Annotated in this window: 20 protein-coding genes and 1 pseudogene; 8 read left to right on the plus strand and 13 right to left on the minus strand. The window is 59.0% G+C overall.

Annotation, left to right across the window (positions count from 1 at the left end):
- Positions 1-66: 66 nt before the first annotated feature.
- Positions 67-1,287: a colicin E3/pyocin S6 family cytotoxin gene (locus ABVN20_RS23270; RefSeq protein WP_368558096.1), complete on the plus strand. Its 1,221-nt coding sequence runs from the start codon at positions 67-69 to the stop codon at positions 1,285-1,287.
- Positions 1,288-1,294: 7 nt separating this feature from the next.
- Positions 1,295-1,549, plus strand: coding sequence for a colicin E3-like toxin immunity protein (locus ABVN20_RS23275; RefSeq protein WP_368558097.1), 255 nt, complete (start codon positions 1,295-1,297; stop codon positions 1,547-1,549).
- Between the two features lie 380 nt (positions 1,550-1,929).
- Here ABVN20_RS23275 and ABVN20_RS23280 read toward each other — a convergent pair whose 3' ends face one another.
- The 3 genes from ABVN20_RS23280 to ABVN20_RS23290 form a co-directional block, all read right to left on the minus strand.
- Entirely contained in the window at positions 1,930-4,350 is a 2,421-nt protein-coding gene (locus ABVN20_RS23280) for a TonB-dependent siderophore receptor (protein WP_368558098.1), read from the minus strand.
- Between the two features lie 86 nt (positions 4,351-4,436).
- Positions 4,437-5,357 carry a FecR domain-containing protein gene (locus tag ABVN20_RS23285; RefSeq protein WP_368558099.1) on the minus strand — a complete coding sequence of 307 codons (921 nt, stop codon included), beginning with the start codon at positions 5,355-5,357 and terminating at the stop codon, positions 4,437-4,439.
- A complete protein-coding gene (locus ABVN20_RS23290; protein WP_368558100.1) occupies positions 5,354-5,866 on the minus strand; it encodes a sigma-70 family RNA polymerase sigma factor in 513 nt (170 codons plus the stop codon). The genes ABVN20_RS23285 and ABVN20_RS23290 overlap by 4 nt, the downstream gene beginning before the upstream one ends.
- 226 nt (positions 5,867-6,092) lie before the next feature.
- On the opposite strand from ABVN20_RS23290, the gene ABVN20_RS23295 reads away from it, so the two are divergent.
- Positions 6,093-6,632, plus strand: a complete 540-nt coding sequence (locus tag ABVN20_RS23295) for a kinase inhibitor (RefSeq protein WP_368558101.1) — start codon at positions 6,093-6,095, stop codon at positions 6,630-6,632.
- A gap of 45 nt (positions 6,633-6,677) precedes the next feature.
- Here ABVN20_RS23295 and ABVN20_RS23300 read toward each other — a convergent pair whose 3' ends face one another.
- The gene (locus ABVN20_RS23300) at positions 6,678-8,141 is read right to left on the minus strand and encodes an ATP-binding protein (protein WP_368558102.1); all 1,464 of its coding nucleotides are present in this window, start codon (positions 8,139-8,141) and stop codon (positions 6,678-6,680) included.
- A 346-nt stretch (positions 8,142-8,487) separates the two neighbouring features.
- Between ABVN20_RS23300 and ABVN20_RS23305 the strand changes: the two genes are divergently transcribed.
- Entirely contained in the window at positions 8,488-9,108 is a 621-nt protein-coding gene (locus tag ABVN20_RS23305) for a LysE family translocator (RefSeq protein ID WP_368558103.1), read from the plus strand.
- A 56-nt stretch (positions 9,109-9,164) separates the two neighbouring features.
- On the opposite strand, the gene ABVN20_RS23310 is transcribed toward ABVN20_RS23305, so the two are convergent.
- Positions 9,165-9,602, minus strand: a complete 438-nt coding sequence (locus tag ABVN20_RS23310) for an acetyltransferase (RefSeq protein WP_368558104.1) — start codon at positions 9,600-9,602, stop codon at positions 9,165-9,167.
- Between the two features lie 182 nt (positions 9,603-9,784).
- Positions 9,785-10,201, minus strand: coding sequence for a winged helix-turn-helix transcriptional regulator (locus ABVN20_RS23315; RefSeq protein ID WP_368558105.1), 417 nt, complete (start codon positions 10,199-10,201; stop codon positions 9,785-9,787).
- A 99-nt stretch (positions 10,202-10,300) separates the two neighbouring features.
- Between ABVN20_RS23315 and ABVN20_RS23320 the strand changes: the two genes are divergently transcribed.
- Complete coding sequence (locus ABVN20_RS23320; protein WP_368558106.1) at positions 10,301-11,221, plus strand: aromatic alcohol reductase; 921 nt, start codon at positions 10,301-10,303, stop codon at positions 11,219-11,221.
- Positions 11,222-11,240: 19 nt separating this feature from the next.
- Here the strand turns inward: ABVN20_RS23320 and ABVN20_RS23325 are convergent, their stop codons facing one another.
- On the minus strand, positions 11,241-11,825 hold the full coding sequence (locus tag ABVN20_RS23325) for an ABATE domain-containing protein (protein WP_368558704.1): 585 nt from the start codon (positions 11,823-11,825) through the stop codon (positions 11,241-11,243).
- A gap of 129 nt (positions 11,826-11,954) precedes the next feature.
- Between ABVN20_RS23325 and ABVN20_RS23330 the strand changes: the two genes are divergently transcribed.
- A complete protein-coding gene (locus tag ABVN20_RS23330) occupies positions 11,955-12,830 on the plus strand; it encodes an alpha/beta fold hydrolase (protein ID WP_368558107.1) in 876 nt (291 codons plus the stop codon).
- 64 nt (positions 12,831-12,894) lie between these two features.
- Here ABVN20_RS23330 and ABVN20_RS23335 read toward each other — a convergent pair whose 3' ends face one another.
- On the minus strand, positions 12,895-13,926 hold the full coding sequence (locus ABVN20_RS23335; protein ID WP_368558108.1) for an alpha/beta hydrolase family protein: 1,032 nt from the start codon (positions 13,924-13,926) through the stop codon (positions 12,895-12,897).
- Between the two features lie 193 nt (positions 13,927-14,119).
- Here ABVN20_RS23335 and ABVN20_RS23340 point away from each other — a divergent pair, with 193 nt between their 5' ends.
- The gene (locus ABVN20_RS23340) at positions 14,120-14,920 is read left to right on the plus strand and encodes a GNAT family N-acetyltransferase (RefSeq protein WP_368558109.1); all 801 of its coding nucleotides are present in this window, start codon (positions 14,120-14,122) and stop codon (positions 14,918-14,920) included.
- A 73-nt stretch (positions 14,921-14,993) separates the two neighbouring features.
- Here ABVN20_RS23340 and ABVN20_RS23345 read toward each other — a convergent pair.
- From ABVN20_RS23345 to ABVN20_RS23365, 5 genes and pseudogenes are all read right to left on the minus strand, one after another.
- Positions 14,994-15,296, minus strand: a pseudogene (locus tag ABVN20_RS23345) (tyrosine-type recombinase/integrase); the annotation flags it as partial.
- A gap of 18 nt (positions 15,297-15,314) precedes the next feature.
- Positions 15,315-16,223 carry an aldo/keto reductase gene (locus tag ABVN20_RS23350; RefSeq protein WP_368558110.1) on the minus strand — a complete coding sequence of 303 codons (909 nt, stop codon included), beginning with the start codon at positions 16,221-16,223 and terminating at the stop codon, positions 15,315-15,317.
- Positions 16,224-16,238: 15 nt separating this feature from the next.
- A complete protein-coding gene (locus tag ABVN20_RS23355) occupies positions 16,239-16,550 on the minus strand; it encodes a DUF1330 domain-containing protein (protein WP_368558111.1) in 312 nt (103 codons plus the stop codon).
- 123 nt (positions 16,551-16,673) lie between these two features.
- Positions 16,674-17,642, minus strand: a complete 969-nt coding sequence (locus tag ABVN20_RS23360) for a quinone oxidoreductase (protein ID WP_368558112.1) — start codon at positions 17,640-17,642, stop codon at positions 16,674-16,676.
- Between the two features lie 23 nt (positions 17,643-17,665).
- Positions 17,666-18,190 (minus strand): NAD(P)H-dependent oxidoreductase, encoded by a 525-nt coding sequence (locus tag ABVN20_RS23365; RefSeq protein WP_368558113.1) that lies wholly within the window; start codon positions 18,188-18,190, stop codon positions 17,666-17,668.
- Positions 18,191-18,331: 141 nt separating this feature from the next.
- Between ABVN20_RS23365 and ABVN20_RS23370 the strand changes: the two genes are divergently transcribed.
- Positions 18,332-19,285: a LysR family transcriptional regulator gene (locus ABVN20_RS23370; protein ID WP_368558114.1), complete on the plus strand. Its 954-nt coding sequence runs from the start codon at positions 18,332-18,334 to the stop codon at positions 19,283-19,285.
- Positions 19,286-19,389 lie beyond the last annotated feature (104 nt).

Here is a 19,389-nt window from a genome sequence, read left to right on the forward strand (position 1 = left end):
CCGCTTCGCTAACGTCGCACCACCCGTTTCCCAAGGGTTGACGACGTACGAACACAAGGATGATCAGTGGCTGGCAGCAAGGATATTCCCAGGCTACAAAACCCACCGTCGGGCGACGGCCATCATGTGACCTATCGCCTGATGAATGCCACCGAGCTGGCCGAACGGGAGGCCAGGCAGAAGGCCTACGATGCCATGCTCGCGCGGCAGCAGGCGTTCGAAGACAGCCGGGCGGTGGTGGCAAGCGAGGCGAAGGCGGTTCGCAATGGCTGCGTGTTCGCCAAATCCTGCAAGCTGCCGGACGCCATTATCGACTACTCGAACCCTTCGGGGATGGTGCCGACCGACAGCCTCAAGGATTACGGCGAAGTGGCCTGGCTCGGCGCCTCCGAGGTCAACAACGCAGGCCTGGCGGAGCTCAACCGCATCGGCGGTGCGGCGCTGGCCATCGGCCGGCTGGCGCTGTGGACGCCGGCTGTCGCGGCGCCCACCGGTGTACTCAGCGTGGCCGGCTCAACCGCCCTGGTCGCGCTGGTGGCGGTGTTCTGGTCGCCCAGCCTGGGCGACAGCGCGCTCTACAGCGAAGAGCAACTGCGCAGCCTGAAACAGGCCCGCACCCGCGTGCGCCTGCACGTGGAGCAGCAAGCCGATGGCACCCTCAAGGGCTATGGCTTCTACACCGGCACCAAGCGCGATTGGGAAATGGTCGATGTGGTGCAGCTGGCGTTGCGCGACAGCCAGTACGTCGCGGACCTCGGAGAAGGTATCGAGCTGATCTGGACCCCGGCGGTCGATGGCTCGGACATTCTCGGCATTCCCAAACTGGAAGCGGCGCCGCAAGCACCGCACATCTGGGTGTATCCGCCGACGAAACAGGCTGAGGCGATCATCGTCGATCCGGTTTACCCGCCGGATTACCAGGATTTCATTCTTGTGTTTCCGGTGGGGTCGGGGGTTAAGCCGCTTTATGTGGTGATCAGCAGGCCGCGCAAGGGTGTGACACCTGCGGATCATGATTACCATCCGGCACCAAAAACCGAGGAAATAACCGCATTTCCCGGACTCAAGGAAGCCAAGAAAATGAACCCTATCGTAGGGGGTGGCGGACTGAGAGACCGTTGGAAAGATGCGAAGGGCAGACGGATTTACGAGTGGGACTCAAGGCACGGTGAGCTGGAAGTATATCGGGCCAGCGACGGGAGCCATTTGGGATCCTTTGATCACCAGACAGGTGAGCAACTCAAAGGCGCTATACCTAAACGCAACATCCCCAAAAAATATTTGTGAGGTGACGATGGGACTCAAACTCAGGCTTGAGTGGTACGACAAAAAAACAGAGCTGGGTGAGGGGAAGGAATACTCCCGCGATCTCGGCAATGATGATTCAGTATTCATCGCCCTGGGCATCCCTGTTGAAAACAATGTCAACAATGGAGGGTTCAACGTCGATGAAAATTGGCGCGCTGTGATCCAGCCTTACTTCCAGCATACGATCGTCTTGGCCAATTACGATTACCAGATGTCGTTTGACTATCGCGATGTTTGGTAGGCCGAACTGGCCCTATCGCGAGCAGGCTCGCTCCCACAGGGGAATGCGATCAACTGTGGGAGCGACGGTGCGACGATTCGACCTGCTCGCGATGGTTGTCAACGATGGCGCGGGTTGCCTGATGCCCCGCGGTGTTCTTGCGTCCATCGCGAGTAAACTCGCTCCTACAGGGGGGTGGGGCTGATTGGCTTTTGATTTTCTGTGGGAGCGAGCCTGCTCGCGATGGTCGTCAACGATGACGCGGGTTGCCTGATGACCCGCGGTGTTCTTGCGTCCATCGCGAGCAAGCTCGCTCCTACAGGGGGTGGCGATTGGTTTTTGATTTTGTGTGGGAGCGAGCCTGCTCGCGATTGGGGTTGATCAGCTTTGCACGCAAACCCTCACAAATCCGCCTTCACCGTCAGCATGAAGTTACGTGGTTCCCCGTAATAGTTGCCAAACCCCTCGCGCCCGATGCTCTGGTAATACTTGCGGTCAAACAGGTTGTTGCCATTGACCGCCACCGACCAGGTGTCGTCGATGCGATAGCCGATCCGGCCGTTCCACACGGCATACCCCGATTGGCTGTTTTTGATGGTGCCGGTGTTGTTCAACCGGTAGTTGTCGCTCTGCGCCTCGACACCGGCGCCGACGCTGAAGCGATCGAGGGCGCCGTCCAGGGCGTAGTCGCCCCACACCCGCAGCACGTGACGCGGCACGTAGCTGTTGAACACCGCGCCTTCACTGGTGGAGTCGATGTTTTCCAGGGTCTTGGTCTGGGTGTAGGTGTAGCCGGCGAGCATTTGCAGGCGGTCGATGACTTCGCCGCTGACTTCCGCTTCGAAGCCCTGAGCCCGTACCTTGCCGGCGTTGACGTAGCAGTAGCCGTCGGGCGATGCGCAGGTGGAGTTGTAGTCGGTTTGCGCCTGGTCCTTCTGGATGGTGCGGAACAGGTTGAATGCGGTGTTCAGCCGACCGCCCAGCCATTCGCCCTTGATCCCCAATTCATACGAGGCGCCGACCATGGGCTTGAGCGAGCTGCCGCCCTCGGAACGGTACTGACCCTGCGGGGTGAAAATATCTGAGTAGCTGGCGTAGGCGGTGAGGTTGTCATTGAGGTCGTAGAGCACTCCGGCAAACGGTGTGACTTCGCCAGTCTCGGTGCTTTTGCTGTGCTCGGGATAGTCCCAGGCAACGGTGTAGGAATCACGCTCGGACTTGTACCAGCTGACCCGACTGCCCAGCACCAGCGTCAGCGGGTCGGCCAGTTTCAGGCGCAGGGTGGAGTAGGCGCCGTACTGCTTGGTGGTCGACTCCACCGGACCGCCGTTGTAGGAATTGGCGTAGTAGTAGCTGTCCGGCGGCTCGGGGATGTGGGCGTTGGGGGCGAAGGGATTCTGCTTGTCCGGCAGGCGGATCAACAGGTAACTGTCGTCCTTTTTCGAGCGACTGGCGTTGGCGCCCACGGTCAGTTCGTGTTGCTGGCCAAAGGCATCGAAGTGGCCATCGACGTAGGCGTCGAAACCGTAGTCAACCTGGTCATAGTCGAACAGGCCGGAATACATGCTCATCGCCGGTGTGGTGCCCGCCGTGATGGTGCCTTCGGAAAAACCGTACTTCATGTCCTGGGTGTTCTTGCTGTACACACCGGCGACCTTCAGCGCCCAGTCATCATTGAACTGATGCTTGAGGTCGGTAAACACCGTGGTCCGGTGGCTTTGCCAGTCGTTCCAGGATGCGCCCAGGCACGTGGAACGGCTGAGTTTCAGGTCGCTGCCATCGCTGTAGCGCGGCAGGCCGTGCCAGCACGGATTGGCGTCGACATCCTCATAGGCCACGCCCAGCCCGAGTGTGGTGGCGGGCGTCAGGTCGAAATCCAGCGCGCCATAGAACACCTGGTCCTGGCGTTTGGCGTGGTCGTAGAAATACTGGCGATCCTGCTGCGCCAGTACCGCGCGACCGCGAACAGTGCCACTGGCGTTCAACGGCCCACCGGTGTCCACCTGGCCGCGGTAGTTGTCCCAACTGCCGGCAGACAGGGTGATTTCGGTATGGGGCGTGGCCGTGCCGCGCTTGCGCACGAAGTTCACCGCGCCCACGGTGCCGCCCGAGCCCTTCATCATGCCAGCGGCGCCGCGTTGCACTTCGACGCGGTCATACAGTGCCATGTCGCTGCTGAAGCTGTCGGCCTGCACGTAGTTGTTGCCCATGTCCAGCGGCACACCGTCGTACTGATACTGGCCGAGCATCTGGAAGCCCCGGGAGTAGAAATATTTGCCGCCCATGGGCGAGTCATACACGGTGATGCCCGGGGTCTTTTTCATCACCTCTTCGATGGTGTTGAGGTTCTGGTCATCCATGAACTTGCGGGTCAGCACCGTCACCGATTGCGGGGTTTCACGCAGCGAGTGTTCACCTTTGCCGATGGTCAGCCCGCCGGTGGTGTAGGAACCGGTGCCCTCGGTCGTGACGGGCAGGGCGCTCGCATTGACCAGGGTCGCCCCCAGTTCCATGGCACCGGCCTGCACCCGGGAAATCACCAGGGTCGAACCTTGCTGGCTGTACGTCAGGCCGGTGCCTTGCAGCAGTTGCGCCAGGGCGCTGGCCGGTTCCAGGTTGCCGCGAACCGCCGGGGCCAACTGGTCGGGCACGATGCTGTGATCCACCGCCAGCGTCAGGTGCGCGGCTTCGGCCAATTGGCGCAGCGAGGTGGCCAACGGCTGACGCGGCAGGTCAAACTGCACTGGCGCGGCCCAGGCATGGCTGGCAACGCCCAGCGCGACGGCCAAGGTCAGGGATTTCATCAAGGTCAGGGACTGCATGGATGGGTCTCGTAAGAGGTGGGGATACCTACTGACGGACGACCCGACAAAATCCCTGATGTGCCAAGTGCAAATTTTTTCAGGCGTCACAAACCACGCAGGTAGGTGATGCCGTCGCGGTTGCTGACCTCGATGGGCGCAATGGCCGGCAAGGCCTGGACGAAGCCTTCGACGTCGTCCAGTTGCACCACGGCGTTGATGCGCGGTTGGCCCTTGCCCGGCAGCACCCGCACCGGTTGACGGCGGTAACGGGACAGGCTGTTGGCGACTTCTTCCAGCCCGGCCTGCTCCAGCACCAGGCGACCCATTTCGAAGGCAAAAGCGTTGCTCGCGGAAATGTCGAGCATGTGCGGCGCGTTGCGGTTGTCGCTGCTGGCGACCTGGCCCGGCACCAGCACCAGGCGACCACGGCCATTGTCCACCTGCACCGAGCCGCGTTCGACGCTGACCCGCAGCTCATGGGGCTCACGTGCCACCACAAACCGTGTGCCCAGCACCGTGACCTGGGCGAGGCCGCCATCGACCCGGAACGTGCGGCTGCTTTCACGGGCCACGTCGAAAATCGCCTGCCCCTGTAGCAGGTGCACCAGGCGCTGGCCCTGATCGAAACGCACCTGCAGGCGAGTATCCGCCGCCAGATGCAGCTCGCTGCCATCGGGCAGACTGACGCGGCGGCGCTCGCCGACCGTGGTGACATACTGCGCTTCGAACTCGTGAGGGGTGCGATAGCGCCAGGCCAGCCCGACCGCCAGCAAGCCCACCAGCCCCAGTACGCCACGGCGCATGAAGGCGCGCCGGCCCTGACGCTGTTCCAGTGCCTTGGCCAGGGCCTGGGTGCTGGCCGTTGAGGAGAAGTCCCCCCACAACTCGCAGAACGCCTGATACTCGCGCGCGTGCAGCGGATTGGCCGCTAGCCACTGGCGCAATTGTTCGTGATCGGGATGATCCTGGGGCACATGCATCAGCCGCGTGAACCAGCGGGCCGCTTGTTCGCGTACCGAACTCATGATGTCAGCAACTCCTTGGCGGCACGCAGATCCATCAATGCGCGGATCAGATGCCGCTCCACTGCACTGAGACTGATCCCCAGCATGCGCGCGATGTCCATCTGTTTATGTCCTTCGATCCGCACCAGCCAGAACACCTCGCGGCAACGCGGCGGCAGGCAGTCGATGATGCGTTGCAGCGCCTCCAGACGTTGGCGCATGTCCAGCAAGTGTTCGGGCGTGGGGGCGAAATGCTCGTTGAGCGATTCATTGGCCACCGCCAGACCTTCAGGGTCGTCCAGCGAGCAGAAACGCCCGGCCTGGCGGAAATGGTCGATCAGTACCGACTGCGCCACCGTGCGCAAATACGCGTTGGGCTGCTCGATGCGGGTCTTCCTGTCCACCAGCAGGTAGCGGATGAAGGCGTCATGCAGCACATCCTGCGCCAACTGAATACAACCGGTGCGCCGACCCAGGCTCAACAACAAGTCGGTGTAGGCCCAGCGCAGGTCGATTCGATTCCAATTCATTGCCACCGCAGGTCCATGCCAGCTACTAGGGGAGGGAGCGTGCGGCGAGGATAAAGGGGTCGCGGTTAAATGGGAAGTATTATCAAATGAGAACTTGATTGTTCTACGGGTGACCAGCAGGTGCCCAGCCATACCAAAGCATGAAAAAACCGCGTTGAAGTATGAGTGTCGGCCTCTGGTTGGCGATTTAGAGTGGGCCGACACCCGTCGCCAACTTGAGGTTGCCATGAAAATCAGACAGATCTTGTGCGTGCTTTCCCTTGGAGTCTCCTTCATCGCCCATGCGCAGGAGTTTTCCCTGACCAGCAGTGACATTGCTCAAGGCGAGCCGCTGACCCGCCGTGAGGTCTTCAACGGCTTTGGCTGCGAGGGCGATAACCTGTCCCCGCAGTTGTCCTGGCACAACCCGCCCGCCGGCACCAAAAGCTACGCCATCACCGTTTTCGATCCTGACGCGCCTACCGGCAGTGGCTGGTGGCATTGGACCGTGGCCAATTTGCCGGTGACGGTCACCAGCCTGCCGCGAGGTGTGGGGGCAAACCTGCCCGTCGGAGCTGTCCAGGGGCGCACCGATTATGGCCAGGCAGGATTCGGCGGCGTCTGCCCGCCCGCAGGCGACAAACCCCATCATTACCAGTTCACTGTCTGGGCGTTGAAGGTCGACTCATTGCCGCTGGATGCTCAGGCCAGCGGGGCGTTGGTGGGCTATCTGCTCAATGCCAATGTTCTGGCCAAAGCGACGATTACCCCAACGTATCAGCGCTGACAGCGAGTGGCGCCAGACGCGCCACTTCTTGCGCTGTCGCCCGCCTCAGGATGAAGCGGGCACTTGGCCTGGCAGCGAGAAACACACCTTCGCTCCGTGCCCCGGTTCGCTTTCAGCCCAGATGCGTCCTCCATGGGCCTCGATGATCGAGCGACATATCGACAGACCCATGCCCATTCCTTCCGGTTTGGTGGTGAAAAAGGGATTGAACAGCCTGGGCAGGTTCTGCGCAGGGATGCCAGGGCCGTTGTCCTGAATGCGCAAGCGCACATCATCACCCGGCGCCGTCTCCAGCAGGATAGAAAGTCGTCTCCCTCTGGGTGGCGTGCATGACAAGGCCTGTAACGCATTCAACAGCAGGTTGATGATGACCTGCTGCAACTGGATGCGATCGCCCTGGACCCACAAACCGTCTTGCCGTGGTTGAAACTCGATGTTGACCTTGTGCCGTCTGGTCTCCCGGCGCGTGAGCAGCAACGCCTCTTGTAGCACTTCCTGGAGATTGATCGACAAGTACCGCGGTTCGGATTTGCGCGACAGCGCTCGAATGCCACGAATGACTTCGCTGGCGCGATGGGCTTCGCTCATGATGCGCTGGATGGCACCGCAGACCTCAATAACGTTAGGCTCTTCGCGATTGAGCCAGCGCAAGCCTGCCTCTGCGTTGGTCGTCACTGCCGCGAGGGGTTGATTGACTTCATGGGCAATGGACGCCGCCATTTCCCCCAGGATCGTGACGCGGGTCACGTGCGCCAACTGCGATTGGGACTGGTGAAGCGCTTCTTCGGCACATTTCGCCGTGGTCACATCCATCAAGGCACCGAGGTACTCACAGCACCCCGATGAGTCAGCCGCCCGTTGCGCGAGCATGCGCACATGCTTGCAACGGCCATCGGGCATCAGCAGCCTGAACTCCGCCTCCGGGCACTCGTGGTGGGCGTAAGCCTCTTCAATCAGTTTTTTCAGATCGCCGGTGTCGTCGGGGTGAGTGCGTGAAATCATCTGTTGCAGGGTGGGCTGCTCGGGCCCCTCGAACTCGAATATCCGCCGCGCCTCCTCAGACCAGTTCAGTCGCCCATCCGGCAGCTTCATGCCGACGCTACCGGTGCGGCTCAGCCGCTGGGCCCCGGCCAGGCACGCTTCGCTGCGGTGCAATAGCTGCACCTGTTGCTGGAGCGCTTCCTTGGCCGCCTTGCTCTTCAAGGCCAGGATTGCGCTGATGGTGATGGCCGCCAGACTGACCAGGCAACGTGCGAAGGGCGGTGCCTGCCATGCGTCGGCGGGAGAAACGTGAGAAAGCAGATACGCTGCCAGCGTCAGCAAGCAGCACAGCAGTGAGACCGTGCGCATGCCCCGGTAAGAGAACAGATCACTGGAGATCAGGATCACCGCGACGTACAGCACCGCGATGGCCACATCCAGCGAGGTCAGCCAGTCGACCAGAAAAATCACCAAAGCGAGGGTGACCGCTCCAAGCCTGAGCATCCATACATGGGGCGTATTGATCAATGCACTGTGCCTGGACGTGACTGAAGGGGCCATTTTCATTCCGACGGATTTTTCTTGTGGGGGTGCATTGGAATGTCAGTGAAAGCCTGCCGTCGCCAGACAGCCATTCGAGGCATCCATCAGCCATCAGTGCCTGATCAGGGGGATGTCGCCGGGCGGGATTTGACTGACCGCAGGCCAATGCAAGCGGATTCACCTACGGGTAGCGTCTTGCTCAGGCTTCGGAATTTAACAGCCCGCCTGCGCCGTACGATACTCATACCTTCGGTTAGTCAAGGTGTGTGCCGCCATGGCACGCACTGCGAGGGCGCTGTAGCATCAGCGCTGAATGGTTATGGAGCGGCCTATGAACCTTGCGACGCTAGCGTTATTCCTGCCCGCCTGTTTTGCGCTGAACATGGCGCCGGGGCCTAACAACCTGCTGTCGATCAGCAACGCCACCCGCTACGGCTTGCGCACCGCTTGCGTGGCTGGCGCGGGGCGCTTGCTGGCCTTCGCGATCATGATTGCGCTGGCGTCGGCAGGCCTGGCGGTCGTGCTGCAAACCTCGGAACTGGTGTTCTACGCGATCAAGATCATTGGTGCGGCGTACCTGTTCTACCTGGCCTACCAGCTCTGGAGCGCCGCGCCACAAGCCGAGGTCGAAGCGCAGCAGGCGAGTGCAGGTCAGTGGACACTGGCACGGCAGGAGTTCTTCGTGGCCGCGGGCAACCCCAAGGCCATCCTGATTTTTACCGCGTTCCTGCCGCAGTTCGTCGACCCGACGGCCGATGTCGGTCACCAGTTCGCGGTGCTGGGGGCATTGTTCTTGCTGCTGGAATGGATCGCTATCGGCATCTACGCCTACATCGGCCTGCACATGCGGCGCTGGTTCGCAGAGCCTCGGGGCAAGAGGATCTTCAATCGCTGCTGTGCCGGCCTGTTGTCTGCGGCGGCTTCGATGCTGTTGATGGCGCGGCGCGCCTGATCACGGGAGGTCGCTCGTTCCCGGGCGTGATCCCGGGAATGAGCTGCAACACCGACTCAGGCCGGCAAGCTCATGTGCAACAGCGGGAAGGGCCGGCCTTCGCCGTCCAGCGGCGAGCGGCCCGTTTGAACGAATCCGTAGTGCCGGTAGAAGCCTGCCGCTTCGGGGTTTTGCTCGTTCACATCAACGCTCAGCACTTTGTGCGACTTACGGGCATGGTCCAGCAGTGCACTGCCGATACCCTGGCCACGCAGGTCGGGGTCGATGAAGAGCATTTCCACGTGGCTCTCATTGAGCCCGAGAAAACCCTGTGGACGGTCCTCTGTATCCACCGCCACCCACAGCTCGACGGCGGGGAAGTAGTGGTCGCGCAACTGCGGAAGCAGTGCGTCGATATCGGACGCTTGCAGGAAGTGGTGGGTGGCGCGAACCGCGCGCAACCAGATGTCAAGCAGCAGCGGATAGTCCGCAACAGTACCCTGACGAATGATCATGTAGTCATCTTTGTTAACGGGATGTCGGAAGAGTGGTACGCCATTGCAAGGCGACCGCGTAAAGGTCGGCATCTCGTATGCCCGCTTCGCGAATTAACGCCTGGGCGGTGCACGGCAGGAGTGGCCGAAGAGGAGGGGACGTGGATTTTAACCGGGGTTGCTGGCCAGGTCCATGTCAGCGGTCAGAGATGCGCTCTACCTGTGTTGTCAGTGTCGAAGCGTACTCTTGCGTCACGAAACCCCTCGGCGTTCTCCAGAAGCCAGGTCCACAGCGGCACCATGCGCGCCAGAAAACTTCTTCCCAGTGCCGTCAGCTCGTAATCGACCCGTGGCGGCACCTCGTTGTGATCAAAGCGGCTGATCAGCCCGTCACGCTCCAGTTGCCGCAGGCTGCGGGTCAACATGCGTTGGGTGACGCCAGGCAGGCGCCTGCCAATTTCGGCGTGGCGCAGTTTTCCCGATACGCCCAGCGTATGGACGATCCCCAGTGACCAGCGATTGCCAGCGTGGGTCAGCACTTCGCGCTTGAGTCCATCGTCCTCGGCGCTGAGTGCATCGCACACCACCTGCGACTGGCGGATCACCTCTTCTTCACTCATTTCGTCATGCGGTATCACGGGTGTGCCTTCTTCTTGAGCGGTAGCCAATAGTGGCAGGATAAAAAACACAGTTTGCCTATCACCTTTTGGGAGTTACAGATGCACGCGAATACCAGCGTAAAAATCGACCGCATTCTCGTTCTTGGCGCCGGTGAGCTTGGCCTGGCCGTGCTTCGCGAACTGGCGCAACGACCGGCCGCCCACGTCAGCGTGATGTTGCGCGCAGCGGCACTCGACGCTGCGTCCGCCAGCAAACGCCAAACCCAGGAAGAGCTGAAAACCCTGGGTGTCGAGGTGGTCACCGGCGATGTGGTCAACGACTCAGAGCCGCAGCTCGCCGCTATATTCAGCGGTTTCGATACCGTGGTCAGTTGCCTGGGCTTCGTCGCCGGCGCTGGCACTCAACTCAAACTGGCTCGTGCGGCATTGCAGTCCGACATCAAGCGCTATGTGCCCTGGCAGTTCGGTGTGGACTACGACGTCATCGGCCGTGGCAGCCCGCAGGATCTGTTCGATGAGCAACTGGATGTGCGCGATCTGTTGCGTCATCAGGCCCGTGTGCAGTGGCTGATCATTTCCACCGGCATGTTCACCAGTTTCCTGTTCGAGCCGAGTTTCGGCATCGTCGACCTGGACGACAACACCGTACGCGCCCTCGGCAGTTGGCAGACCGCCGTGACAGTCACTACCGCGCAAGATATCGGGCGACTGACAGCCGCCATCCTGTTCGACCCGGCGCTGATCAATCAGGTGGTCTACACCGCAGGCGACACCCTCACTTACGCAGAGCTGGCAGACACGGTTGACCGCATCCTAGGCAGAACGGTCGAGCGCAGCGAGTGGACGGTGCCGGCGCTCAAGGCCGAGCTGGCGGTCGCACCTGGCGATGCGATGCGCAAGTATCGAGCGGTATTCGCCGAGGGCAGAGGTGTCGCCTGGGATAAGGCCGATAGCTACAACGCTCAGCGGCAGATCGAAACGACCACTGTTGCCCAATGGATCGAACAGCATCTGTACTGATCGGACAGCCTCGACGACGTTAGTCTGCAACCCCCTGACGCCGCTTGCGGAACTCGGCGACCTTATGCCGGTTTCCGCACAGCGCCATGCTGCACCAGCGTCGTTTGTGCGACTTGGTGCGATCGTAAAACATCAGCGAGCAGTCTGCGCTTTCGCATTTGCGTACGAGGGTGAAATCGCCCTCGGCCAACAACTCGGCGGCGGTGTAGGCCAGACGGCCAAGGCGCTGGCTGGCGGTGTCGCCCTGGCGGAAGCGATCGAGCTGCGGCGTGCCCGCTTCATCCCACACCAGTTGCGGCACTGCGTGCAACAGAAAGCCATTGAGCGCCGCTGGATCCGCCACGCGATTTGCCTGGCGAGCGGCGAGCAGGTCTTCGATGCAGTCGCGCAACATGCGCAATCGGACGAGCAATTGCCCGTCGCTCAGCGCCATTTCGTTCGCCGGTCCAAAGCCGATCTGCTCCAGCCACGTCGCCGCATCGGCATCGCTGTCAAGCAAGTCGCGCCGCTGGCCGTCGACCATCATTTGCGTATTCAGCAGGTCCAGCGCGGGGTGGTCGGCAAGTATCAAGGGCTTGGGCAGTTCGATGGGAGAGGTGCTCATGACAAATTCCAGGGAGTCGATACGTGAATTGTAACCTATAAAAAAGATTTGACCAGTTACAATAATCATGCAAAATGGATTTCAGTAACCGGCAAAAATCAATTTAACAAGTTACACGAGGATTGGGCCATGACTACATTCCACCAGGTTGCCTACAAGTTCGTCGAAGCCGATGGCGTGAAGGTTTTCTACCGCGAAGCGGGCGCTCCGGATGCTCCGGTGCTGTTGCTGTTGCACGGCTTCCCCAGCTCTTCGCACCAGTTCCGCGACCTGATTCCGCTGCTGGCGGACAAGTACCGACTGATCGCGCCAGACCTGCCCGGTTTCGGCTTCACCGAGGTGACGGCGCAGCGCAATTACCGCTACACCTTCGATGCCATCGGCGAGACGATTCGCCAGTTCGTCGATGTGCTGGATCTCAAGCGCTATGCGATGTACTTCTTCGATTACGGCGCGCCCACCGGCCTGCGCCTGGCGCTGGCCTATCCGGAACGGGTGAGCGCGATCATTTCGCAGAACGGCAATGCTTATCTGGAAGGCCTGGGGGACGCCTGGGCACCGATACGCCAATACTGGGCAGACCCGTCGCCGGCCAATCGTCAGGTGATCAACGATGCCATCCTGCATCTGGAGGGCACTCGCTGGCAGTACGTGGAAGGGGTAAGCAATCCAGATGTTATCGCCCCCGAGGCTTACTATCTGGATGCGCTGCTGCTGGAGCGGCCGGGTAACAAGAACATTCAGCTCGATCTGTTCTACGACTACCAGAACAACCTGAAGCTGTACTCGGCGTTTCAGCAGTTCTTCCGCGATACGAAGGTGCCGACGTTGGCGATCTGGGGCAAGGGGGACCCTTTCTTCATTCCGCCAGGGGCTGAGGCCTACAAACGCGACAATCCGAATGCCGTGGTGGAGTTGCTGGATACGGGGCACTTTGCGCTGGAGACCCACGTCGAGCATATCGCTCAGCGAATTGTCGAGGTGGTGGGCAACCACATCAACTGAGACGTGCACTGTCGGCGCGCCGCGTGGTGCGCGTCGACGGTGTTTTCCAATTAAACGGGGTGGTTCATGGCTTTGGTGTTGCCAGAAAATCGCTAACCAGCGTCACAACTTGCTGCTGGATCAGCTCGCGTGGACGCGCCTTATCGCCGTCGCGACAAATGATGCCGTCGCCTGGGGCGTCCTCCTCGAGCATCTCGATCGCTCCGGGTTTGCAGATCGACATGAAACTGAAGTGGGTGGCGTCGCTGATCTCGACATAACGCGTAGTAGCCCGTGGCAGGCGTTTAACCAGGTTGGCCGATTCCAGTTGCGCTGGCAGATCTTCGGAGGGCGCTCCGGCGGCAATCACCAGCGTCGGTACGGTGAGCGCGGCGAGGCTCGTATCAGTCATGCCGCGAGACAAGCCCAGATCCAGCGAAACGACCGCCGTGACCGCCTTGTAACGCATGTCGGCAGCCAGTTGGGCCCTTGCTTGCGGGGTACTGGCAGTATTCATTTGCTGGTAAACGCTGCAACTGGACAGTTTTGCATGGACCTTGCAGTCCCGGTCAAAGCGCTCGGGGTCGAAACGGACGCCGGCGATTTCCATGGCTGTCCAGCCACCGAGCGAGTGACCGACTACGGCAATTCGCGCAGGCGAGACTGAGCCAAAGTGCTCCGGCTGCGCGATCACGGCCTCGATCGCGCGACGCAGGTCAACCGGTCGCTGCCACAATTGCGCAGCAGCCTGCGGGCTGCGGTCGTGGGTGGTGCTGCCGGGATGGTTGACCGCCGCGACGATGAAGCCCCGTTCGGCCAAGGCACTTGCCAGCCACATCTGGTTGCTCCAGTTGCCCCGATAACCGTGGGAAAGCACGACCAGCGGATGTTCGCCGGACGTAGGCGGCGCATCACGTACGGCAGAAGCACTGACGAAGACCGGATTGTCGTCGATCAATTGTGCTGGCGCGGTGGTGGAGGCGGGGTACCAGACGACCATATCCAGGGGGCGTTGCGGGTCCGCAAGGGTTGCGGTGGAGAAGCCGATGGGGTGGGTGTCAGCCAGTGTGGTGGCAGACAGTCCAATCAGCAGCAAGGCGCCGAGAGCAGTTTTCAATGGTGATTCTTCCTTGATTGCATTTGTCGAATTCAGGTGGGGCCAAATCTCTCAAGCTGCCGTCGTTCGCGGGCGGCGGCTTAAGACCCAAAGTGCATAGTACAGCTGAGTTCGTACTGGTGCGTACCTGGACGCAAGCGTATTGTTCGATGCGCTTTACCCCTCCAGGAAATTCTGAAGTAGGACAACGAACATGGATGTTGAACTGGCTCATAAGATTGAGGCCGCAGAAAGCGAGTATTTACGTTCGCGCGTTGAGAGTCTGGCAGAAATCAGCGGAAATCCTTATGGGGCACGTGTTTTTTTCAACGCGGACTTTCCGTGCTTTCAAGTGAAAGCATCGCCTAGCCCAATGTTCAACCGCATCTACGGTGACATCGCCAGCGATCCCTTGGCCATGTTGAAATTGCTCAATGAGTCAGCGGAGCGATCGGCTGTAACCCCACTTATCGGAAAATCTTCGGCGTTGGAGCAATGCGTTGTTTTGGGCGAAGCACGGCTTGAGCGTTTGAGGGGCTGGACTCATCTGCAATTAGTTTGCGCCATTGAAAAAGTGGTATTGAGTCGTCACTCATTCGAAATTGAAGAGGTCACGCCGAATACTCTGGCTCTATTCGCAGAAGTGCATGCGGGTGGCTTTCATACCAAGCCGGAGCATCGGCTGCTGAATCAGGCTTCCTTTGCAGGGCAGATGTCTGACGGACGTCTGAAAATCTACGTCTTGAAAGCGCAAGGCGTGGTGGTAGCAGGGGCTGCGATGTACTTGGCCAGCAATGGCATCACCTACCTTGGAACGGCGGCAACCCGAAAGGATGCCCGGGGCTACGGCTGCCACGGAGCCCTGATTTCTCACCGAATAGAGCAAGCAAAGAAGCATGGCTGCCAGTGGGTCGCTGCAACCGCGCTGGCCAGCTCCCAAAGCCGCCGAAATCTGGAGCGTGCCGGGTTAACGGCATCCCATGCTCAAGCGCTATACCGTCTGGCAGATAGCTGAGATAAACGGCTGAGAATGAGCGTCTGCTCTTAGCCGCTAGCGACGGGATGACTAGCCCGTCGCCATTGCCTGCTCACACCTCAGTCTGCTCGGCCATCTCAAGCGCGTCGTCCACTTCGATACCGAGGTATCTGACAGTGCTTTACGGCTTGGAGTGACCGAGAAGTATCTGTGCTGCTCTGGTGTTTTTCGTTCTCCGGTAGATCAATGATGCCTTGATCCGCATCGTATGAGTGCCATATGGCACTGGGTCGAGGCCGATGGAGGTCACCCAAGGTTTCACTATGCGTGAGTATTGGCGCGTGGATAGATGTTCGGAAGTTCTTAGCCGACTTGGGAACAGGAAGTCTCCATTTTGGAGTCGAGCCTGTTACACCCTGTTGAGGCTATATCTTCAAATCACTTTTGTTGGATCGCCCATGGACCAAGCGATACCACCGCCGCGATCCATCTTGATAATCGCCTCCATGTCGGCATCGTCGATTGCAAAACCGTCCAGTTCGAGGTTTTGACGCATACGAACTGGATTTAGGCTTTTGGGAAGAACTGCGTACCCGTTCTGGATGCCCCAGCGCAAGAGAAGCTGGGCCTCAGTAACTCCATACTTCGCCGCCAAGACCGCAAAAAAGTTGTCTCCAGCCTTCAGGTCCTCTGGCTTGGCGCTGTCTTGCCCGGTACGCCATGTGGAAAGCGGTGCGAGACTGCTGTAGGCAATAGGAGCAATACCATGCTGCTTCATGTAAGCGATCAGTTGCGGCTTTTGTGACCAGGGGTGAAGCTCAATCTGATTGGCTTCTGGCATGGGTAGGCCGGCTGCTCGAATCTCCTCGATATGGGCCTCGGTGAAGTTGCTTACTCCAATGCTGCGTACTTTGCCAGCCTGCTTCAGCTTTACAAGTGCACGCCACTGATTGACGCGCTGGCTTCCGCCATGTGGGGAATGGATCAAATAGAGGTCAACATAATCCAGGCCGAGGCGTTTAAGGCTCATCTCACATTCAGCGAGGGTTTGCACTTCGGTTTTGGCGGTTTCGCCCCATTCCGAGGCGCCTGGCCATAACTTGGTGGTTACGAAGATATCGTCACGAGAGAGACCGTTATCTTTGATGCCTGCTCGAATCCCTTCTCCTACGCCCGCTTCGTTGTCGTAAACAGCGGCAGTATCCATATGCCTGTAGCCGACTCCAATTGCAGAGCGCACGGCCGCTGCAACGTCGTCCTTGGTGATCAAGTAGGTGCCGAACCCAATAGCCGGTATGTTGACAGCGGCGTTAATGGAGAATGATTTATTCATGATATTCATTGCTCGCTCCATCTTTTACAGGTTGATCGGTAATCCCGAAATAAGCGAAAGAAATCCGCCAGTTGTAGCTTTGATCCGCAATTCTTTGATCGGGGCATAGTCGGGTGCTTGGTAGAAGTCTGTGGCGTCCTTCAGGCTAGGGAAGCGAATAACCACGAACACAGGCTGTGCTTCACCTTCGACCGGGTTGAGGCCGGATGCCATGATTTCAACGACCCCGCCGTACTTCTGCACGAGTGGGGTTGCCTTTTGGCTGTACTCGGCCATTAATTGCGGATCAATCACAGTAAAATTGCCAACTAGGTAACCGGGTTGTTCAGCAGTCATGCCCTTTCCTCCCTCAACAGTTAGGTAATGTCTAGTGACGTAGTGATTTCGATATTTTTCCTGGTCGAAGTGGGTCGGATATTTAAGAGTCACGAATCCACCTAACAAGCACTCCGGCTTTACTCAGGGCGAGAGATAGAGCTTGCCGTGAGTGAGACGACTTTCGATATCACGATGTGCATCGGCTGCTCGGCTGATTGCATATGACTTAGCGTTGGGCATACGTAGCCAGCCAGCCTCAATGCCTTCGATGACGCTGGCAGCGCGCCTCTTGAACTCCAACGGCTCCGCGATGTAACTGAAGACCGATCCCGCAGCGACGCGCGTACAAGCGGTAGTTAATTCTGCTGGAGATATTGCAGGTGCAGGGCCCGAGGAAATCCCACAGCAGACAGCCATCCCACCTCGCGCAAGCCCTTTCACGGTGTTGACGAAGGTAGCAGCTCCCACAGAGTCGAACGCTAGATCGACCCCTTTGCCGTTGGTCACCAGTAATAGCTCATCCAGGAACTGGTAATCACGGCCATAGTTAATGACTTCATCTGCCCCGCATGCTCTCGCAACGTCGGCCTTATCGTCGCTTGAAACTGTACCTACTACCCAAGCCCCCAGATGCTTGAGCCACTGCACCAGCAATTGCCCAACACCTCCCGCCGCCGCTTGAACCAGCACGCGATCACCTGGTTGGACAGAGCGATATTCTGTGGCCAGGTACTGAGCCGTTAAGGCTTGAAACAGTAGGGATTGAGAGACACTGAAGGAGTCTGGCACCGGCACAATCAATTCTGCCGGCACTACGATCTGGCTTGCATAGGAGTTCGGGACGTTGACCCACGCCACACGCTGGCCTACTGAGAATGGGACGTTACCACCAGCCTTGCGTACGCGTCCGACCCCCTCAAGACCTGGAGTAAAAGGTGTGGAGACTGCATGAACCCCCAATCCTTTTCGTAGATTTATGTCGAGAAAATTAACGCCCGCAGCTTCCACATCCACAAGCACTTCACCAGCACCGGGTCGCTGAACATTGGAGCCCCTTTCGAGAACCAATTGCTCAGGCCCTCCCAGCGCTTGCACGATGACTCGTTGCATAACGATCCCCCTGCGGTTATTGCTTAGCTCGCCAGTGTCTCGGAGAGCCTTTGTTGAAAGCTCTCAATCTTCTGCTCCGAGGCGCCGAGCGCTTCATGGAAGGCCACCGGTGGCAGGTAGGTCATGCCGACATAAAGTGCACTGGCCTTCATCGGAGTCAGCACCTCCTCAATCGTACTTTGCACAAGCCCTTCGTGTGAGAGTGTGTATTGAGTTGCGCCGGTCGATACCACCACCTGCATAGCCTTACCTTGCAAGGCTTGGCCTTCAGGACCAAACGCCCAGCCATAAGTCCAGACCTCGTTCAGGTAGGCCTTGAGCATGGGCGTCAGGTTGAACCAATGGATCGGAAACAGGAACACGATGCGTTCCGCTGCCTCATGAGCGGCCTGCTCGGCAGCAAGATCAAAACCAGTCAGCTGTTGGCCATAAATCGACTCCAGATTGCGCACCGTCACGTTCGGGAACTGTTCCGCAGTCTCCTGGAGCGCTTTGATAACCCGCGATTGGTCTGGATAAGGGTGAGAGGTAATTACAAGCGTTTTCATGACAGAGCTTTGGCCCATTCAGTAAGTGATGGCTGCATTCTGTCTAGCTAGACTCGATACGTGAATGTGTCATAGGGTTTATGATTATGAAACTCAAGGTTTATAATCGGGAGGCCCCAATGCAAGCCAGGGAATTACTCTATGGACTCTTCACAGCGTGTTCGCGCCATCCTCTCGTTCGTTCACGCTGCTGATGCGGGGAGCTTCGCTTCAGCGGCCAGGGCGCTAGGCGTTTCGTCTGCTGCCGTGGGCAAAAACATTGCAGGCCTGGAAAAAGCGTTAGGGGTGCGTCTCATCAATCGCACCACTCGAACCATGAACCTCACCGAGGAGGGCCAGGCTTTCCTGTATCAGGCGAGAATAGGACTTGAGGCGCTTGATTTGGCTGCACAAGCGGCTGTAGCCCAGAGCGCCACGCCTGTGGGGAGTGTGAGGATTTCTACCAGCGTCGGTTTCGGACGTGAACAACTGACGCCCGTGCTTCCTGGATTGTTGGAGAAGTATCCAGGTTTGTCTGTGGAGATCGATTTCGATGACCGAGTCATTGACCTCGTTCATGATGGCTACGACATCGCGCTAAGAGGAGGACGGATTGCCGACTCTTCGCTCGTTTCCCGTCCTATCTGCGACTTCAAGCGCGTGCTGGTCGCTGCACCCAGCTACCTCACTCGGTATGGTACTCCGCGTCAACCGAAGGATCTCGTCGGGCACAAGCTCTTGACCCGACGTTTTTTAGGAGGCCGCTTGGTGCCTTGGGAGTTTAGAACTGATGAAGGCGGCATCATCACTTTCGACACCCGCTCAGCCATCATGACGCTATCTTCTCCGGAAGCGATCACCCATGCCGCCGTCGCAGGCGCCGGAATTGCCACCATTGGCGTTCATCATGCTTGGCGGCATTTGCTTACCGGCCAGCTCAAGGTTCTTTTACTGGATTCGCACGACCCAGGCGGCTTCGAGATGACATTGCAGTATCCCCACCGAGCGCTCGTACCACCACGGGTCCGTGTCACCGTGGACTATCTACTGGAGGAATTCGCCAAGCTTGAAGAACTGCACGTGCCTTTTTCTACCCTGAACGACTATCAAGCTTAAGCTCGAATATTGATTAAGTTTCATAGATATATGCATGTGATTCATGAGTGTATGTTCTGAGTAGAAATTCTCCTTGGCCCTCGTGCCAATTATCCTGAGTGAAC

It is taken from the genome of Pseudomonas sp. MYb118 (assembly GCF_040947875.1).
Lineage (GTDB): Bacteria > Pseudomonadota > Gammaproteobacteria > Pseudomonadales > Pseudomonadaceae > Aquipseudomonas.

Excerpts from the sequence above, each read along its gene's own strand:
- ABVN20_RS23275 (WP_368558097.1), top strand. The coding sequence starts at position 1,295 with ATGGGACTCAAACTCAGGCTTGAGTGGTACGACAAAAAAACAGAGCTG.
- ABVN20_RS23280 (WP_368558098.1), bottom strand. The coding sequence starts at position 4,350 with ATGCAGTCCCTGACCTTGATGAAATCCCTGACCTTGGCCGTCGCGCTG.
- ABVN20_RS23285 (WP_368558099.1), bottom strand. The coding sequence starts at position 5,357 with ATGAGTTCGGTACGCGAACAAGCGGCCCGCTGGTTCACGCGGCTGATG.
- ABVN20_RS23290 (WP_368558100.1), bottom strand. The coding sequence starts at position 5,866 with ATGAATTGGAATCGAATCGACCTGCGCTGGGCCTACACCGACTTGTTG.
- ABVN20_RS23295 (WP_368558101.1), top strand. The coding sequence starts at position 6,093 with ATGAAAATCAGACAGATCTTGTGCGTGCTTTCCCTTGGAGTCTCCTTC.
- ABVN20_RS23305 (WP_368558103.1), top strand. The coding sequence starts at position 8,488 with ATGAACCTTGCGACGCTAGCGTTATTCCTGCCCGCCTGTTTTGCGCTG.
- ABVN20_RS23310 (WP_368558104.1), bottom strand. The coding sequence starts at position 9,602 with ATGATCATTCGTCAGGGTACTGTTGCGGACTATCCGCTGCTGCTTGAC.
- ABVN20_RS23315 (WP_368558105.1), bottom strand. The coding sequence starts at position 10,201 with ATGAGTGAAGAAGAGGTGATCCGCCAGTCGCAGGTGGTGTGCGATGCA.
- ABVN20_RS23320 (WP_368558106.1), top strand. The coding sequence starts at position 10,301 with ATGCACGCGAATACCAGCGTAAAAATCGACCGCATTCTCGTTCTTGGC.
- ABVN20_RS23325 (WP_368558704.1), bottom strand. The coding sequence starts at position 11,825 with ATGAGCACCTCTCCCATCGAACTGCCCAAGCCCTTGATACTTGCCGAC.
- ABVN20_RS23330 (WP_368558107.1), top strand. The coding sequence starts at position 11,955 with ATGACTACATTCCACCAGGTTGCCTACAAGTTCGTCGAAGCCGATGGC.
- ABVN20_RS23340 (WP_368558109.1), top strand. The coding sequence starts at position 14,120 with ATGGATGTTGAACTGGCTCATAAGATTGAGGCCGCAGAAAGCGAGTAT.
- ABVN20_RS23350 (WP_368558110.1), bottom strand. The coding sequence starts at position 16,223 with ATGAATATCATGAATAAATCATTCTCCATTAACGCCGCTGTCAACATA.
- ABVN20_RS23355 (WP_368558111.1), bottom strand. The coding sequence starts at position 16,550 with ATGACTGCTGAACAACCCGGTTACCTAGTTGGCAATTTTACTGTGATT.
- ABVN20_RS23360 (WP_368558112.1), bottom strand. The coding sequence starts at position 17,642 with ATGCAACGAGTCATCGTGCAAGCGCTGGGAGGGCCTGAGCAATTGGTT.
- ABVN20_RS23365 (WP_368558113.1), bottom strand. The coding sequence starts at position 18,190 with ATGAAAACGCTTGTAATTACCTCTCACCCTTATCCAGACCAATCGCGG.
- ABVN20_RS23370 (WP_368558114.1), top strand. The coding sequence starts at position 18,332 with ATGGACTCTTCACAGCGTGTTCGCGCCATCCTCTCGTTCGTTCACGCT.